The 16223-nt window shown below is 73.7% G+C and carries 17 protein-coding genes and 1 pseudogene; 8 read left to right on the top strand and 10 right to left on the bottom strand.

What is annotated here, in order from left to right; translation table 11 throughout:
* The first annotated feature begins 122 nt into the window (after positions 1-122).
* Together F1615_RS20630 and F1615_RS20635 are read left to right on the top strand one after the other, a co-directional pair.
* Positions 123-530: a CoA-binding protein gene (locus F1615_RS20630; protein ID WP_149550576.1), complete on the top strand. Its 408-nt coding sequence runs from the start codon at positions 123-125 to the stop codon at positions 528-530.
* A gap of 63 nt (positions 531-593) precedes the next feature.
* The gene (locus F1615_RS20635) at positions 594-1817 is read left to right on the top strand and encodes a 4-hydroxybenzoate 3-monooxygenase (RefSeq protein ID WP_149550500.1); all 1224 of its coding nucleotides are present in this window, start codon (positions 594-596) and stop codon (positions 1815-1817) included.
* A 9-nt stretch (positions 1818-1826) separates the two neighbouring features.
* Here the strand turns inward: F1615_RS20635 and F1615_RS20640 are convergent, their stop codons facing one another.
* Positions 1827-2186: an ArsR/SmtB family transcription factor gene (locus F1615_RS20640; protein ID WP_167533809.1), complete on the bottom strand. Its 360-nt coding sequence runs from the start codon at positions 2184-2186 to the stop codon at positions 1827-1829.
* A gap of 70 nt (positions 2187-2256) precedes the next feature.
* Here F1615_RS20640 and F1615_RS20645 point away from each other — a divergent pair, with 70 nt between their 5' ends.
* Positions 2257-3294, top strand: a complete 1038-nt coding sequence (locus F1615_RS20645; protein WP_149550501.1) for a cation diffusion facilitator family transporter — start codon at positions 2257-2259, stop codon at positions 3292-3294.
* Positions 3295-3319: 25 nt separating this feature from the next.
* On the opposite strand, the gene F1615_RS20650 is transcribed toward F1615_RS20645, so the two are convergent.
* Positions 3320-3877 carry a YbaK/EbsC family protein gene (locus F1615_RS20650; protein ID WP_149550502.1) on the bottom strand — a complete coding sequence of 186 codons (558 nt, stop codon included), beginning with the start codon at positions 3875-3877 and terminating at the stop codon, positions 3320-3322.
* A 43-nt stretch (positions 3878-3920) separates the two neighbouring features.
* Entirely contained in the window at positions 3921-4493 is a 573-nt protein-coding gene (locus tag F1615_RS20655; protein WP_149550503.1) for a helix-turn-helix domain-containing protein, read from the bottom strand.
* Positions 4494-4703: 210 nt separating this feature from the next.
* On the opposite strand from F1615_RS20655, the gene F1615_RS20660 reads away from it, so the two are divergent.
* Positions 4704-4895, top strand: a complete 192-nt coding sequence (locus F1615_RS20660) for a hypothetical protein (RefSeq protein WP_149550504.1) — start codon at positions 4704-4706, stop codon at positions 4893-4895.
* A gap of 7 nt (positions 4896-4902) precedes the next feature.
* Here the strand turns inward: F1615_RS20660 and F1615_RS36865 are convergent, their stop codons facing one another.
* Positions 4903-5721 carry an acyltransferase gene (locus F1615_RS36865; RefSeq protein WP_149550505.1) on the bottom strand — a complete coding sequence of 273 codons (819 nt, stop codon included), beginning with the start codon at positions 5719-5721 and terminating at the stop codon, positions 4903-4905.
* Positions 5722-5828: 107 nt separating this feature from the next.
* On the opposite strand from F1615_RS36865, the gene F1615_RS20670 reads away from it, so the two are divergent.
* Complete coding sequence (locus F1615_RS20670; protein WP_149550506.1) at positions 5829-6359, top strand: gamma carbonic anhydrase family protein; 531 nt, start codon at positions 5829-5831, stop codon at positions 6357-6359.
* A gap of 63 nt (positions 6360-6422) precedes the next feature.
* Here F1615_RS20670 and F1615_RS20675 read toward each other — a convergent pair.
* The 3 genes and pseudogenes from F1615_RS20675 to F1615_RS20685 form a co-directional block, all read right to left on the bottom strand.
* Positions 6423-6608, bottom strand: a pseudogene (locus F1615_RS20675) (DedA family protein); the annotation flags it as partial.
* Positions 6609-6765: 157 nt separating this feature from the next.
* Entirely contained in the window at positions 6766-9144 is a 2379-nt protein-coding gene (locus F1615_RS20680) for a phosphoketolase family protein (protein WP_149550507.1), read from the bottom strand.
* Positions 9145-9385: 241 nt separating this feature from the next.
* The gene (locus F1615_RS20685) at positions 9386-10291 is read right to left on the bottom strand and encodes a universal stress protein (RefSeq protein ID WP_149550508.1); all 906 of its coding nucleotides are present in this window, start codon (positions 10289-10291) and stop codon (positions 9386-9388) included.
* Positions 10292-10578: 287 nt separating this feature from the next.
* Here F1615_RS20685 and F1615_RS20690 point away from each other — a divergent pair, with 287 nt between their 5' ends.
* Positions 10579-11019: a cyclic nucleotide-binding domain-containing protein gene (locus tag F1615_RS20690; RefSeq protein WP_208818369.1), complete on the top strand. Its 441-nt coding sequence runs from the start codon at positions 10579-10581 to the stop codon at positions 11017-11019.
* A gap of 40 nt (positions 11020-11059) precedes the next feature.
* Here the strand turns inward: F1615_RS20690 and F1615_RS20695 are convergent, their stop codons facing one another.
* On the bottom strand, positions 11060-11497 hold the full coding sequence (locus F1615_RS20695; protein WP_149550578.1) for a DUF4442 domain-containing protein: 438 nt from the start codon (positions 11495-11497) through the stop codon (positions 11060-11062).
* Positions 11498-11630: 133 nt separating this feature from the next.
* Here F1615_RS20695 and F1615_RS20700 point away from each other — a divergent pair, with 133 nt between their 5' ends.
* Both F1615_RS20700 and F1615_RS20705 read left to right on the top strand, forming a co-directional pair.
* Positions 11631-12641 (top strand): hypothetical protein, encoded by a 1011-nt coding sequence (locus tag F1615_RS20700; RefSeq protein WP_149550510.1) that lies wholly within the window; start codon positions 11631-11633, stop codon positions 12639-12641.
* A 60-nt stretch (positions 12642-12701) separates the two neighbouring features.
* A complete protein-coding gene (locus F1615_RS20705) occupies positions 12702-14003 on the top strand; it encodes an MFS transporter (protein ID WP_149550511.1) in 1302 nt (433 codons plus the stop codon).
* 47 nt (positions 14004-14050) lie between these two features.
* On the opposite strand, the gene F1615_RS20710 is transcribed toward F1615_RS20705, so the two are convergent.
* Positions 14051-14896: a spermidine synthase gene (locus F1615_RS20710; RefSeq protein ID WP_149550512.1), complete on the bottom strand. Its 846-nt coding sequence runs from the start codon at positions 14894-14896 to the stop codon at positions 14051-14053.
* A 99-nt stretch (positions 14897-14995) separates the two neighbouring features.
* Positions 14996-16165, bottom strand: coding sequence for an elongation factor Tu (gene tuf, locus F1615_RS20715; RefSeq protein WP_149550513.1), 1170 nt, complete (start codon positions 16163-16165; stop codon positions 14996-14998).
* Between the last annotated feature and the right edge of the window lie 58 nt (positions 16166-16223).

A 16223-nucleotide genomic window follows, 5' to 3' on the forward strand; every position in this document is an offset into this window, starting at 1 on the left:
CGCGCGGCGCGGCGGCCGCTAGAGTCGGCCGCGCCCGGGCCGCGGCGGCTGCCGGGAATCACCGTGTGCCGTGCTTCGTTGTCCGGAGCAACAGCTTGGTGACGACCTCCGGGAGGCCCACGGTGTACGGCGACGAGGCAACGGTCCGCAAGATCCTCACCGGGGTCGGTGACACCTGGGCCGTGGTGGGCCTGTCGTCGAACCGGCAGCGCGCGGCGTACGGCGTCGCCCAGGTGCTCCAGCGGTTCGGCAAGCGCGTGGTGCCGGTGCACCCGAAGGCCGAGACGGTGCACGGCGAGCGGGGTTACGCCTCACTCGCCGACATCCCCTTCGAGGTGGACGTGGTGGACGTGTTCGTCAACAGTGATCTCGCCGGGGCCGTCGCGGACGAGGCGGTGGCCAAGGGCGCCAAGGCGGTGTGGTTCCAGCTCGACGTCATCGACGAGGCGGCCTACGGGCGGACCCGCGCGGCGGGCCTGGACATGGTGATGGACCGCTGTCCGGCGATCGAGATCCCCCGGCTGGGCTGACCGCTCCCCAGCGGTCCGCGACGGCACGGCGCCGGGAGGGTCCCGTGCCCCCATAATGACGCGATGACACCGAGCTCACCCCACGCCGACTCCGGTGCGCCGCAACGCTTTCCGGTCGTCGTCGTGGGCGCCGGGCCGGCCGGGCTGACCGTCGGCGGCATCCTGCGGGCGGCCGGTGTGGACTGCCTGGTCCTGGAGACCGGGACCCGGGAATTCATCGAACGCCGGCCCCGGGCCGGGGTGATCGAGGAGTGGGCGGTACGCGGGCTGGAGCGGCGGGGCCTCGCGGGAAACCTGCTGGAGCGGGCCGAACGGCACACCGCGTGCGAGTTCCGTTTCGGCGGGGAGCGGTACCGGTTCCCGTACCGGGAGCTGACGGGCAGCCACCACTGGGTCTATCCCCAGCCGTTGCTGGTGACGGACCTGGTGCGCGAGTACGCCGACGTGCGCGGCGGGGCGATTCGGTTCGGCGTGCGCGACGTACGGCTGTGCGACCTGGACGGCGACCGCCCCTCGGTGTCGTACCTCTGCCCGGAGAGCGGGCGGCGGGAGGTCGTGGTCTGCGACTTCGTCGCGGGCTGTGACGGAGCCCGCGGGGTGACCCGCGCGTCCGTCGCGCCGGACCGGGCCCGGGTCGCACGGCACGACTACGGCATCGGCTGGCTGGCCCTGCTCGCCGAGGCGCCGCCGTCCGCCGACTGCGTCCTGTTCGGCTGCCACCCGGACGGATTCGCCGGTCAGATGCCCCGCAGCCCCGAGGTGACCCGCTACTACCTCCAGTGCACGCCCGGCGACGACCCGGGCAACTGGCCGCACGAGCGCGTCTGGACGGAGCTGCGGCGCCGGCTCGGGGCGGCCGGGGCCGCTCCGCCGGCCGAGGGACGGCTGATCGAGAAGCGCGTGCTGGACATGCACGACTACGTCACCGAGCCGATGTCGTTCGGCCGGCTCTTCCTGGCCGGGGACGCGGCGCACCTGGTCGCGCCGATCGCCGCGAAGGGCATGAACCTCGCCCTGCACGACGCGTTCCTGCTCGGCGACTCCCTGGTCGCCCGGCTCACCCGGGACGACGAGAGCGGACTGGCCGGCTACTCCCGGGACTGTCTGCGGCGCGTGTGGGACTACCAGGAGTTCTCCCAGTGGCTCTCCGAGCTGTACCACGGCACCGCGGCGGGAGACCCGTTCCGCGCGGGCACCACGCAGGCCCGGCTGCGCCGTCTGTTCACCTCCCCCGCCGCGGCAGCCGCCTTCGCGGAGCAGTACCTGGGCACGGCCGCGCGGCACTAGCCGGGCCCGTCAGTCGTGCGGTGGCCGGTCGCCGATCCGGTGGTCGGCCACGTTCAGTGCCTCGTCCACCAGCCGCCGCAGGTGGCCGTCGCGCGGGGAGCAGATCACCCGGCGGCCCTCCTTGCGGGTGTCCACCAGCCCCGCGAGACGCAGCCGTGCCAGGTGCCGGCCGACCGCCGGGCGCGCCGCCCCGCACGCCTCGGTGAGCGTGGTGACATCGGCCTCGCCGCCGCTCAGGGCGTGCAGCAGGGTCAGCCTCGTGCGGTCGCCGAGCAGCGCGAGAAGCTCCGCCGCGAGCGCGAACTGCTCCTCGCCCGGAGTGTGCGGGTGCGCATCGTGCGCAGATGACAGGTGCATGCGTGCGCTCATACGCACATAATGGCTCCGTGGACGCCGCCGCGTCCACCTCGACGGCCGCACGCACCGGAAGGGGACGATCGTGACCGACCGGCACCACCACGCCCACCACGAGCACCGCCGTCGGACCTCCCTGCTCCACCGCCTCACCCATCTCCTCGCCTCCCACTCCCACGAGACCGCCGACAAGGTCGACCCCGCCCTGGAGTCCTCGGCCCCGGGCATGCGCGCCCTGTGGATCTCCCTGGCGGTGCTCGGGGCGACCGCGCTGGCGCAGGCGGTCGTGGTGCTCCTCTCGGGCTCGGTGGCGCTGCTCGGCGACACGGTGCACAACGCGGCGGACGCGCTGACCGCCGTGCCGCTGGGCATCGCCTTCGTCCTGGGGCGGCGTGCCGCCACCCGCCGGTTCACCTACGGCTACGGGCGGGCCGAGGATCTGGCCGGCATCGCGATCGTGCTGACGATCGCCGCGTCCGCGGCCTTCGCGGGCTGGACCGCGGTCGGCCGGCTGCTGGACCCCCGCCCCGTGGAACACGTCCCGGTGGTCGCCGTCGCGGCCGTCGTCGGGTTCGCGGGGAACGAGTGGGTGGCCCGCTACCGCATCCGTGTCGGGCGTGCCATCGGCTCGGCGGCGCTGGTCGCCGACGGGCTGCACGCCCGGACGGACGGGTTCACCTCACTGGCGGTGCTGCTGAGCGCGGGCGGCGCGGCCCTGGGGTGGCGGTACGCGGACCCGGTGGTCGGACTGGCGATCACGGCGGCGATCGTCCTGGTCCTGCGGGACGCCGCACGCGAGGTGTTCCGGCGGGTGATGGACGCCGTGGACCCGGCGCTGGTGGACCGGGCCGAGCGGGCGCTGACGCGGGTTCCCGGCGTGCGCGGGGTGGGCGAGCTGCGGCTGCGCTGGATCGGCCACCGGCTGCGCGCGGAGGTGGCGGTCGTGGTGGACGGCGACGCCACGGTGCGCGAGGCCCACCGCATCGCCGTGGACGCCGAGCACGCACTGCTGCACGCCGTCCCCCGGCTGACCGCGGCCCTGGTCCACGCGGATCCGGAACCGGTGCCGGGTGCGGCGGACCCGCATCTGCCGCTGGCCCACCACGCGGCGGGCCCGGCCTGACCCGGCCGGGCGGTCCCGGGTGACCTCAGGCCACGCCCAGGCCCTCGAGCACGACCGCTCCGGGAAGCACCGCGAACGCCTTGCCGGGGACCAGCAGTTTGCCGCGCCGCCGACCGCTGCCCACGAGCACGTACGGCAGGTCCACGACGGCCGCGTCGACCAGCACCGGCCAGTCGCCGGGCAGCCCGATCGGGGTGATGCCGCCGTACTCCATGCCGGTCTCCCCCGTGGCCGTGTCCATCGGGGCGAAGGAGGCCTTGCGAGCACCGAGACGGCGGCGGACCACGCCGTTGACGTCGAGCCGGGTGGTGGACAGCACGACGCAGGCGGCGAGCGTGGTCCCGCCACCGCGCTTGCCCGCGACCACCACGCAGTTCGCCGACCGCTCCAGCAGGTCCCGGCCGTAGTGCTCGACGAAGACTGCCGTGTCGGCCCGGCGCGGGTCGGTGTCGACGTAGAGGATCTGTTCGGCGGGGACGCCGCCGCCCCAGGCGCGGACGGCGGCGGCGACCGGGGCGGTGAGCTCGTCGAGGCAGTCCGGAGCGGGCGTGGCGTGGTCGAAGTCTCCGACGGGTGCGCGCATGGCCGCACCGTAACAGCCGTCCGAGGGCCGCAGGCGGGGTGTCTCAGTGCACGGGCGGCACCGAGACGGTCATGATCATCTCCATCGGGACGTCTCCCTGATTGCCGTACGTGTGGGGCACGTTGGCCTCGAAGGAGGCGCTGGCGCCGGCCGGCACCCGGTGCTCGGCCCCGTCGACGGTGAGCGTCAGCTCTCCGGTGGTGACGTGGACGAGTTCGACCGTGCCGGCGGGGTGCGGGTCGGAGTCGCTGCCCTCACCCGGCATGAGCCGCCAGTCCCACATCTCCAGCGGGCCGGGGGCCTCGGCGCCGGCGAGCAGCCGGTTGAAGCTGCCGCCCTCGGTGTGCCACAGCCGCACGGCCTGGTCGGCGGGGACGATCCGGACCTGGGGGCCCCGCTCGTAGTCGAGCAGGGTGGTGACGCTGACGCCGAGCGCGTCGCCGATCTTGACGACCGTGCCGATGCTCGGGTTGGTGCGGGCCTGCTCGATCTGGATGAGCATGCCGCGGCTGACGCCCGCCCGTGCCGCGAGCGCGTCCAGGGTGAAGCCGCGCTCGGCGCGCCAGCGCTTGACGTTGCGCGCCAGGGACTGGGTCAGCAGGTCGAGGTCCGACACATTCCGTCCGTTCCGTGGCGTCGAGTCCAACATATTGGATGACGCAGTTCAGCTTATTCGACTACGGCGTGGTGCACCCGATCGTTCACCGCACTGTACTGCGAGGTCCGCCGTGACAGCACTCTTCGCCCTGGCCACCAGCCTGTTGTGGGGTCTGGCGCAGTCCGTCGCGGCGGCCGTGCTCGGCGTCATCGTGGTAGCCACGGGTGCGTGGAACGAGGCGGACGGCAGGCTGTGGTCCGCGACGGCCGCCGGGCTGCGCAGCGGGTCACCGACGTCGCGGCGGGCGGCCTCGTGCTCCGCGTTGCCGTGCGGCGCGGGAACGCCGTCCTTGGCCCGGTGGTGCAGACGGCCGGGGCGGGACTCGCCACGGTGGGTCCGGTGCTGTCGGCCGCGGGGTGAGGCCCGGTCAGCTCCCGGGTTCCAGTTCCGCGAGCCGGGCGGTGCCGTCCGCGAGCCGGTGCCCGTTTCCCTCGTCCAGTTCCGCGAGCCGGGCCACGCTCTCCTCGTCGAGCAACGACAGCGCCCGCAGCTGCTCCGGGGTGACGCCCTCCGGGATGGGTACGGGCGCCGGGGTGCGCAGCGGCGGCTGCCAGCCGTCGGCGGAGGTCCAGCGGCGCACCACCCGGGCCGGGGCCCCCGCGACCACGGCGTGGTCGGGCACCGTGCCCCGGACCACGGCGCCCGCGGCCACCACCACGTTCCGTCCGATGCGCGCCCCCGGCAGGATCACCGCGCCGGTGCCGATCCAGCAGCCGGGACCGATCTCCACCGGTTCCATCCGCGGCCACTGCTTGCCGATGGGCTCGTGCGGATCGTCGTAGGAGTGATTGGTGGAGGTGACGTAGACGTACGGCCCGAAGTAGCAGTCGCTGCCGATGGTGATCGTCGTGTCGGCGATGACATGGCTGCCGCGGCCCAGGACGACCCCGTCGCCGATGCGCAGGATCGGCTCGGGACCGAGGTCGAGGCCGGGCATCAGACCGGCGGTGAGGGTGACCTGTTCGCCGACGATGCAGTGCGCCCCGATCCGGATCCACGGCTCGCCGAACACCGTGCCGAGCGGGAAGGCGAGCCTGGTACCCGTTCCCATCGCCGCGAAGCGGAAGCGGCCGGGGTGCTCGGCGGTCACCGAGCCCGTGCGCTGCACCCAGGCCCAGCCCGCGTGGACCGCGCGCTGAGCGAGGCGGCGCTGCCAGGACGAGAACGTGTTCTTGCGCTTCGGCACCCGCTCACCGTAGTCGGCGGGTGCCGTGCCGACGGGCCGGTGCCCCTGTGATCTTCACCCCACCGGGTTGGCGTACCGTTCCCCCATCACCCGACCAGGAGGCGACGATGACCCACCAGGCGCTGATCAGCGGCATCGGCGGCAAGGAGCCGCAGGTGGACCCGGACGCGTTCGTGGCGCCCACGGCCACCGTGATCGGGGACGTGACGCTGCACGCCGGCGCGAGCGTCTGGTACGGGGCGGTGCTGCGCGGCGACGTGGAGCGGATCTCCGTCGGCGCGCACAGCAACGTGCAGGACAACTGCACGCTGCACGCCGACCCCGGGTTCCCGGTCGGCGTGGGCGAGCGGGTCTCGATCGGGCACAACGCCGTGGTGCACGGGGCGACCGTCGAGGACGACTGTCTGATCGGCATGGGGGCGACGGTGCTGAACGGCGCCGTGATCGGCGCGGGGTCGCTGGTCGCCGCTCAGGCGCTGGTGCCGCAGGGCATGCGGGTGCCGCCCGGGTCGCTCGTCGCGGGGGTGCCCGCGAAGGTACGGCGGGAGCTCGGCCCCGAGGAGAGGGAAGGGCTCACGCTCAACGGCACGATGTACGCCGAACTGGCGAGGGCGCACCGGGAACAGCACGGGGGTTGAGGTCGCGGGCGGTCCGCGGGGCGTGCGTGGCCGCTCGCGCCGCTCTCCGCGTCGGTGGGGCGCTCAGTCGCCCGCGGTCACGGGCGCGGGTGCCGCCTCGTTCGTCTTGCGCTTCAGGACCGGCATCGACGTCACGCCGATCAGCACGGCCAGGACCGGGAACTTCCGGTACGGCATCCGCAGCACACCCGCGAGCGGCCCGGCGAAGATGCGCAGCTGGGCGACGAACCGGCCGAAGACGACGGCCCAGGATGATCTCGCCCGGCGGCGGGACACCCGGACGTTTTAGCCCGGACGTGCAACGCCACTTCCTCCCGGTCCACCGGTCCCGCGTTCCCCTCCGTGCGCGCGGACCCGGCGCACGGAGGGGAAGACGCCCACAGGCCGGGGAGGCGGTGACCGGTGCTCACGCGTTCCAGCTCCACTCCGCCACCTCGGGCAGGTCGGTGCCGTACTCGCGGATCCAGGCGTGGTGGCGGCTGCGCGCGTCGGCCATCCGCTGCCGTACGGCGGCGGCCCGCACGGCCAGGCCCGGGACACGGTCGATGACGTCCATGACCAGCCGGTAGCGGTCGAGATCGTTGCGGACGACCATGTCGAACGGCGTCGTCGTGGTGCCGGACTCCTTGTAGCCGCGCACGTGCAGGTGCGGGTGGCCGTTGCGGCGGTAGGCGAGGCGGTGGATCAGCCACGGATAGCCGTGGTAGGCGAAGATCACCGGTTTGTCGGTGGTGAACAGGCCGTCGTACTCGAAGTCGGTCATGCCGTGCGGGTGCTCCCCGTGGGGCAGCAGCCGGGCGATGTCGACGACGTTCACCACGCGGACCGCCAGCTCGGGCAGGTGGCGGCGCAGCAGCTGCGCCGCGGCCAGCACCTCCTGGGTCGGCACGTCACCGGCGCAGCCGAGCACCACGTCGGGTTCGCCGCCGTTCTCGGTGCCCGCCCACTCCCAGATCCCGGCGCCCCGTGCGCAGTGCACGCGCGCCTCGTCGATCGACAGCCAGTCGTAGCAGGGCTGCTTGCCGGCCACGATCACGTTGACGTAGTCGCGGCTGCGCAGGGCGTGGTCCGCCACGGACAGCAGGGTGTTGGCGTCCGGCGGGAGGTAGACGCGTACGACGTCGGTGCTCTTGTTGAGCACGTGGTCGACGAAGCCGGGATCCTGGTGGGAGAAGCCGTTGTGGTCCTGGCGCCAGACGTGCGAGGTGAGCAGGTAGTTGAACGAGGCGATGGGCGCCCGCCAGGACAGTTCGCGCGAGGTCCTGAGCCACTTGATGTGCTGGTTGACCATCGAGTCGACGATGTGCACGAACGCCTCGTAGCAGGAGAACAGTCCGTGCCGGCCGGTGAGGAGGTAACCCTCCAGCCAGCCCTGGCAGAGGTGTTCGGAGAGGATCTCCATCACCCTGCCGTGCCGGTCGAGATGTTCGTCGGAATCGAGGACGGTGGCCTGCCAGGCCTTGCCGCTGGCGTCGTAGACGGCCTGCAGCCGGTTGGAGGCGGTCTCGTCGGGGCCCACGAGCCGGAAGTCCCGCCGGTCCGCGGTGTCCCGCATGATCCGTTCGAGGAGGTCGCCGAGGATCCGGGTGGGCTCGTGGAGGGTGGTGCCGGGCTTGTCGACGGGCACGGCGAAGTCGTCCAGCGAGGGCATGGGGAGTCCACGCAGCAGCAGCCCGCCGTTGGCGCGCGGGGTGGAGCCGAGGCGCCGGGCGCCCTCGGGGACACAGGCGAGGACGTCGGCGACGGGCCGGCCGGAGCCGTCGAACAGTTCCTCGGGCCGGTACGACTTGAGCCACGCCTCCAGCTGCCGCAGGTGCTCGGGGTTGTCGCGGACACCGGAGAGCGGCACCTGGTGGGCGCGCCAGGTGCCCTCGACGGGCTTTCCGTCCACCTCGGCGGGGCCGGTCCAGCCCTTCGGGGTGCGCAGCACGATCACGGGCCAGCGCACCCGCTCGCTCGCGCCGTCGTCGCGGGCGGCGCGCTGGGCCTCGGCGATGCGGTCCAGGGCGGTGTCCATGGCCCGCGCCAGCGCGCGGTGGACGACGGCCGGGTCGTCGCCGCTCACATGGAGGGGTTCGTGGCCGTAGCCGCGCAGCAGCGCGTCGAGTTCGGGTTCCGGCAGGCGGGCCAGGACGGCCGGGTTGGCGATCTTGTAGCCGTTGAGGTGCAGGATCGGCAGGACGGCACCGTCGTGGACCGGGTCGAGGAGCTTGTTGGAGTGCCAGGACGCGGCCAGCGGCCCGGTCTCCGCCTCTCCGTCACCGATCACGCAGGCGACCAGCAGTCCGGGGTTGTCGAGGGCGGCACCGTAGGCGTGGGCGAGGGAGTAGCCGAGCTCGCCCCCCTCGTGGATGGAGCCGGGCACCTCGGGCGCGACATGGCTGGGCACACCGCCGGGGAACGAGAACTGCCGGAACAGCCGTTCCATGCCCGTCGCGTCCCGGCCGACGTCCGGGTAGGTCGCGCTGTAGCTGCCCTCCAGCCAGGAGTTGGCCAGCACGGAGGGGCCGCCGTGGCCCGGCCCCCAGATGCACAGCGCGTCCAGCCCACGGGCCGTGATCACCCGGTTGAGGTGGGTGTACACCAGGTTCAGCCCGGGTGAGGTGCCCCAGTGCCCGAGCAGCCGGGGCTTGATGTGCTCGGGCCGGAGGGGCTCGGTGAGCAGCGGGTTCGCCAGCAGGTAGATCTGGCCCGCCGCGAGGTAGTTGGCCGCCCGCCAGTGGGCGTCCAGGGTGCGCAGTTCCTCGTCGCTCAGTACGGTCCGGGTGTCCTGGTCCTCAGGCATGGATGACTCCGTCGAGTGGTCGGCCCGGGTGGTCGGGCGGTGTCGGCGGGCGGAGGGGCCGAGGGCGGCGCTCCGTGCGGGCACCAGGAGCGGGGTACCAGTTTCCCGGGCTTCGATGCCCCTCGCGCGGCCGGACGACGCCATGTGGCGCAATGCGCGCGCCGGTCCGTGGTGCGGCGGGGCTCGGGGTCCGTCGCGGGCGGGCGGGCCGGCCCGAGGGGCCGGCCCGCTTTCGTCTCCCTCAGTCGTGTGCGACGACGGCGACCGGTGCGGTGCCGTGGTGCATCACCGCGTGCGCGATGGAACCGATGTGCGCGCCGAGCGGGTTGCGGCGGGCCCGCCGTCCCACGACCACGAGCGAGGACTCCGCGGACGCCTCGACCAGGCGGATGGACGGGCTGCCGCCGAAGGACTCCTCGACGACCTCCACCTGCGGGAACTTCTCGCGCCAGGGGGCGAGCACCTGGGTCAGCTTCCCGGCTTCCTCCTGGGCGACGCCGTGGTACGCCTCCGGGGCGGCCGCGAGACCGTAGACGTAGTACGGGGGCAGGGCCCAGCCGTGGACGACGCGCAGGGTGGTGTCCCGCCGCGCCGCCTCCGCGAAGGCGAACTCGATGACCGACGCGTGCGGCCGGTCCGCGTCCAGGCCGAGGAGCACGGGCCGGTAGTGCGTGGCGGCGGACGGGATGCCCGCGGGGTCCGGTTCGTGCTCGTCGGCGGCCTGCGCGCCGGCCCGGACGAGGACGACGGGCTGCTCGGCGTGGGCGACGACGACGAATCCGACCGAGCCGACCAGGAACCCGCCGAGGCCGCCGAGGCCCCGGGAACCGAGCACCAGCAGCTCGGCGTCCTCCGCCGCCTTGATCAGCACCTCGTACGGCATGCCGTCGATCCGCTCGTGGGTGACCTCGACACCGGGGTGGCGCTGGCGCAGACCCTCGGCGGTCTTGCGCAGCATCTGTTCGCTCCAGTCCACCCGCGAACCGGCGCCGTGCGGCGAGGGCTCGCCCGCGGGCCCCGGGTCGGGCCGCCGGACGTGGAGCAGCCTCAGCGGCAGTTCGCGCAGCACCGCCTCACGGGCCGCCCACTCGGCGGCGGCCCTGCTCTCGGCGGAACCGTCGAGTCCGACTGTGATGGTGCGGGTCATGGTGGAGACCTCCTGGTGTCTGGTGATCACCACGAGTGTCGCCCACGACCGGTCCCGGCAACAGGGGCCGCAGGTCCCGGCCCGACGCCGAAGGGCCCGCGCGGGCACGGACGTGGACGGGAGACGGCCGGAGGGAGGCGCCGGGGCCGACGCGGGCCGAAGGCCCCGTGCCCCGGGCCGTACGGCCCATGGCGCGGGGCGACGGGCCGGGCGACGCTCGACGGACGACATCGGTCCCCAACGTGCCGTCCGGGAGGCTCGCCGTGTCCGCTCTCCCGTCCCCCGGCATGCCGCGCGCCCTGCCCGCCGAACACCGGGCACGGCTCCTGCGGACCGCCCGTGAGGTGTCCTTCCCGCAAGGCGCCCGGCTGTTCGACGAGGGCGGTCACGCGGAGCGGTTCTGGGTGATCCGCACCGGAACCGTCGAACTCGACATGCGGGTGCCCGGACGCCGGGCGGCCGTCATCGAACGCCTGGGCCACAACGAACTCGTCGGCTGGTCCTGGCTGTTCTCGCCGCACGTGTGGCACCTGGGCGCCGAGGCGGCCACTCCGGTGCGGGCGTACGAGTTCGACGCCTCGGCCGTCCTCGCCCTGTGCGGCGACGACCCCGGGATCGGCCGGGACCTCACCCGGTGGGCCGGCGAGGTGGTGGCCCACCGGCTGCACGCCGCCCGGGTCCGGCTGCTGGACCTCTACGGCCCGTACGGCGCGGGCGCCACCCCGTGACGAGGGGATGCCGCTTCCACCCGGTACGGGGTGGTGGCGGTCAGCCGCCCGGGCGCAGGGTCCACACCACGGTCATCTCGCCGGTCACCGCGCCGTCCTCGCGGCGGATGGCGACCGAGACGGGGAACTCGGGGCGGCGGCCCCCGTCCAGTTCGGCCACGACCTCGGCGGCCGGGCGGCCGAGGGTCGCGGTGGCCGTGACCGGGCCCATCGCCAGCTTCCTGTAGGCGATTTCGGCCCGGACCGCCAGCGGCACGGCGCGGGCGAGCTGGTCCCCGAACGCGGAGAGCACGATCGCGCCGCTCGCGGACTCGCCGAGGGTGAACATGGCGCCGGCGTGCGGACCGCCCACGTGGTTGTGGTAGTCGCCCTGGTCCGGCAGGGCCACCACGGCACGCTCGGGCGTGGTCTCCAGGAACCGGAGGTTGAGGGTACGGGCCATGGGCACCGTGGCGGCGAGCATCTCGCCGACGGACATCCGATCTGCGCTCATGCCCGCATGTTACCCACGAGTAGTTCCGGGCGCCCATGCGGGCGGCACCGGAGTTGCTACGTCCCCGTCAAAGGGCGGTGACCCAATCGTGTCCCGGGCGCGGCTAGGGTTGCTGCCCATGTGGCCAGGACAGCAGCCGCCCGGGGGCGAGCAGAACCCGCAGTCGAACAATCCGTACCAGCAGCCGGGGTACCAACAGCCGAATCCGTACCAGCAGCCCGGCTACCAGCAGCCGAACCCGTATCAGCAGCAACCGCAGTGGGGCGATCCGTCCACGGTCGGCATGCCCCAGCCGCCGCAGGGAGGGGGCGGCGGGAACCGGACCAAGCTGGTGGCCATCGTGGCGGCGACGGCCGTGGTGGTGGCGGCGGGTGTCACCGGGTTCCTGGTGCTCGGCGGTGACAAGGACGACGAGGCCGACGGCAAGAAGGACGCCAAGCCGAGCGCGACCGCCTCCAAGGACACCTCAGCGGAGCCGAGCGCCTCCGCCTCGGGGAGCAACCCGCGCGGCGGCGACGGGGAGAAGGCGACCGTTCCGGGCTGGCAGGTCGTCGTCAACACGCGCTTCGGCACCAAGTTCGACGTCCCCGGCGACTGGGAGATCGAGACTCCCGGCACCAGCGTGGGCTTCGAGTGGGAGGAGAAGGACGGTGAGATGGGCAGGACCACCGTCACCGCCCCGGCGTATCTGAAGTCCAAGTGGTGCACCAGCGACGACAACAAGGACGGCCGTGAGGAGGACACCGCCCTCGCCACCGCCGGGACGCGCGGTGAGAACGGCGCCAAGACCACCAAGGAGGCGGCCGAGACCCGGGTGCCGTGGTGGATCTTCGGCGGCTACACGCAGCCCGACAAGAAGAGCGTGAAGTTCGAGGCGCCGAAGGCGTACACCACGAAGTCGGGCATCAAGGGCCACGTGGCGACGGCGCATTCGGAGAACACGCCGCAGAAGGGCAAGTGCGACAGCGAGGGCAAGGCGATCACCTTCGCGTTCAAGAACGGCGCCGGTGACTTCGTCACCTGGAACCTGTACGGCGCCGCGAAGGTCGACGAGGAGATCCCCGAGGCGACCGTGCAGAAGATCCTCAGCACGGTGCGCCTGACCGAGGAAGCGCCCACGGAGTCGTAGCAGGCCGGGGGGCCGGCAATCCATTTGGCAAGTCGGCCCCCGCCCGTGGATAGTCACGGGGTGCCGACCTCCGTCCTCCGTCGCCGTCCCGTCTGGGCCGGCCGCAACTACTCCCTGCTGACCGCCGCCGCCGTGGTGACCAACCTGGGCAGCCACGGCGCGCTGATCGCCGCCGCGTTCGCCGTGCTGGGCGCGGGCGGCGACGGCGGCGACGTGGGTCTGGTGGCCGCCGCCCGCACCCTGCCGCTGGTGTTGTTCCTGCTGATCGGCGGTGCCGTCGCGGACCGGCTGCCGCGGCACCGGGTGATGGTCGCGGCCAACGTCCTGAACTGTGTCTCGCAGGCCGCGTTCGCGGCGCTCGTGCTGGCGGGCGAGGCGCGGCTGTGGCAGATGATGCTCCTCAGCGCGCTCGGGGGTACCGGTCAGGCGTTCTTCAATCCGGCCGCCGAGGGCATGCTGCTGTCCTCGGTCGACGGCGAACAGGCCGGCCGGGCGTTCGCGGTGTTCCGGATGGCGATGCACGGGGCGACCCTCGGCGGTGCCGCGCTCGGCGGTGCGATGGTCGCCGTGATCGGACCGGGCTGGGTGCTGGCGGCGGACGCGGCGGCCTTCGCGGTCGCCGCGGCACTGCGGGCGTTCCTCGACGTGAAGCACATACCGCCGCGCGCCTCGGGGGGCGGCCTGCTCTCCGATCTGAAGGACGGCTGGCGGGAGTTCGCCGGCCGGCCGTGGCTGTGGGGCGTCGTCGTGCAGTTCTCCGTCGCCAACGCGGTCGTCGGCGCGGCCGACGCGGTCTACGGGCCGCTCGTCGCCCGCGACCACCTGGGCGGTGCCGCGCCGTGGGGCGTGGCGCTGGCCTTCTTCGGCGGGGGCACGGTGGTGGGCGCGCTGCTGATGACCCGCTGGCAGCCGCGCCGGCTGCTGTTCGTCGGCACCCTGTGCGTGTTCCCGCTGGCGCTGCCGTCCGCGGCACTGGCCGTTCCCGCGCCGGTCTGGGTGCTCTGCGCGGTGATGTTCGTCACCGGCGTGTCCGTGGAGGTGTTCGGTGTCTCCTGGATGACCGCTCTGCACCAGGAGATCCCGGAGGAGAAGCTGTCCCGGGTCTCCGCGTACGACTGGTTCGGCTCGGTCGCGCTGGTGCCGGCGGCGATGGCGCTGGCGGGCCCGGCGGAGACCGCGTTCGGCCGCCCGGAGGCACTGTGGGGCTGCGCCGCGCTGGTCGTGGTCGTCACGGCGGCGGTCCTGTGCGTCCCGGACGTGCGCGACCTGCGCCGCCGTACCCGCCACGTCACCGGCACGGCTCCCGCGCCGGCCGGTGCCGGGAGCACCGTCGGGGACCCCAGGAAGGTGCCGCGGGACTGAGCCGCGGGCCGTTGCGCCGCAACCGCCGTGCCGGCGCGGACCGCGCGTCAGCCGATGCCGAACGCCCCCGCGGGCGGCTCCGGTGACGGCACGGCGTCCTCGTCCCGCACCGGGCGCGCGCCGTCCGTGAAGTCCCGCAGTGCCTCTCCGTGTTCCACCCGGGCCGGGAAGGCGTCGGCGGCGGTGGCGCGGGACAGCCGCGTGATGTCCAGGGGGCGGTGGGCGGCCGCAAGGACCGCGTTGCCGAACCGGCGGCCGCGCAGCACCCCCGGCTCGGCGATCAGCGCCAGTTCCCGGAACCGCGTCGCGAGGGTGGCGAGCTGGCACCGCAGGAAGTCGAACGGGGCCGAGTCCGCGAGGTTGGCCAGGTAGACCCCGTGGGGCCGCAGGACGCGCGCGGCCTCACGGACGTAGGCGACGGAGGTCAGCTGCGCCGGCACCCGCGAGCCGCCGAAGACGTCGGCGACCAGGACGTCCGCGCTGTCGTCGGGGGCCGCCTCCAGCCACGCGCGGGCGTCCGCCGCGTGGAGGGTGACATCGGCTTCCGCGGGGAGCGGCAGGTGCTCGGCGACCAGTTCCAGCAGTCCCCCGTCGAACTCCACGACGTGCTGCCGGGAGCCGGGCCGGGTGGCGGCCAGATACCGGGGCAGGGTCAGCGCGCCGCCGCCGAGGTGCAGGGCGTCCAGCGGGGTGCCCGGCTCGGCGAGGGCGTCCAGGACGTGGCCGAGCCGCCGGGCGTACTCGAACTCCAGGTGCGTCGGCTCGTCCAGGTCGACGTACGACTGCGGCGCCCCGTCGACGGTCAGCAGCCAGGCCCGCTTCCGGTCCACGTCCGGCATGAGCCTGGCCGTGCCGTGGTCGGTGACGCGGCTGACGGGTATGGCTTCGTTCACCCCCTCATTGTGCGGGTGGCCAAGGCCTCCGGTGGGCGCGGGGAACCGCGCGGCCGGCCCGAGCCGGCCGGCGGTCCCCCGCGCACGCGGACACCGTCCTCATCCGACGGCGGTCACGGTCCCCGCCCCCACGGTGCGGCCGCCCTCGCGGACGGCGAAGCCGAGCCCGGGCTCCAGCGGCACCTCGCGCCCCAGTTCAACGGTCATGGTGACCGTGTCCCCGGGCCGGACGATCCCCGCCTCGCCGAGGTCGACGTCACCCACCACATCCGCCGTGCGGATGTAGAACTGCGGCCGGTAGCCGGTCGACACCGGTGTCGACCGGCCGCCTTCACGGGCGGACAGCACGTACACCCGCGCCGTGAACCGGCGACTCGGCACCACGCTGCCCGGCGCGGCCACCACGTGCCCGCGCCGCACCGCGTCGCGCGGCACACCGCGCAGCAGCAGCGCCACGTTGTCCCCCGCCTGCGCCTCCTCCATGGGCTTGCCGAAGGTCTCCAGGCCGGTCACCACGGTCTCCACCCCGGCGCCGAGCACCTCGACCCGGTCGCCGACGCGGACCGTGCCGCGCTCCACCGCGCCGGTCACGACGGTTCCCCGGCCGGTGATCGTGAGCACGTTCTCCACCGGCAGCAGGAACGGCGCGTCCAGATACCGCTCGGGCATGGGCACGTACGTGTCCACCGCGTCGAGCAGCGCGTCGATCGACGCCGACCAGCGCGGGTCGCCCTCCAGCGCCTTCAGCCCGGACACCCGTACGACGGGCGCCGACTCACCGCCGTAGCCGTGCGACGAGAGCAGGTCGCGGACCTCCAGCTCGACCAGGTCGGTCAGCTCCTCGTCCCCCGCGTCGGCCTTGTTGAGGGCGACGACGATGTGGTCGACGCCCACCTGGCGGGCGAGCAGGACGTGCTCGGCGGTCTGCGGCATGATCCCGTCCAGCGCGGAGACGACGAGGATCGCCCCGTCGAGCTGCGCCGCGCCGGTGACCATGTTCTTGACGTAGTCGGCGTGACCGGGCATGTCGACGTGCGCGTAGTGCCGGGTGCCGGTCTCGTACTCGACGTGCGCGATGTTGATGGTGATGCCGCGGGCGGCCTCCTCCGGGGCCCGGTCGATGCGGTCGAACGGCACGTAGCCGGCGGAGCCGCGCTCGGCGAGGACCTTGGTGATGGCGGCGGTCAGGGTGGTCTTGCCGTGGTCGACGTGGCCCATCGTGCCGATGTTCAGATGCGGTTTGGTGCGGACGTACGCCGTCTTGGACATGGCGGTACCTCGAAGTCTCTCGGTGGTGACGCGTGACGGCCCCGGGCGCGGCGGATCG

This window comes from Streptomyces marokkonensis (assembly GCF_008312835.1).
Classification (GTDB): Bacteria; Actinomycetota; Actinomycetes; order Streptomycetales; family Streptomycetaceae; genus Streptomyces; species Streptomyces marokkonensis_A.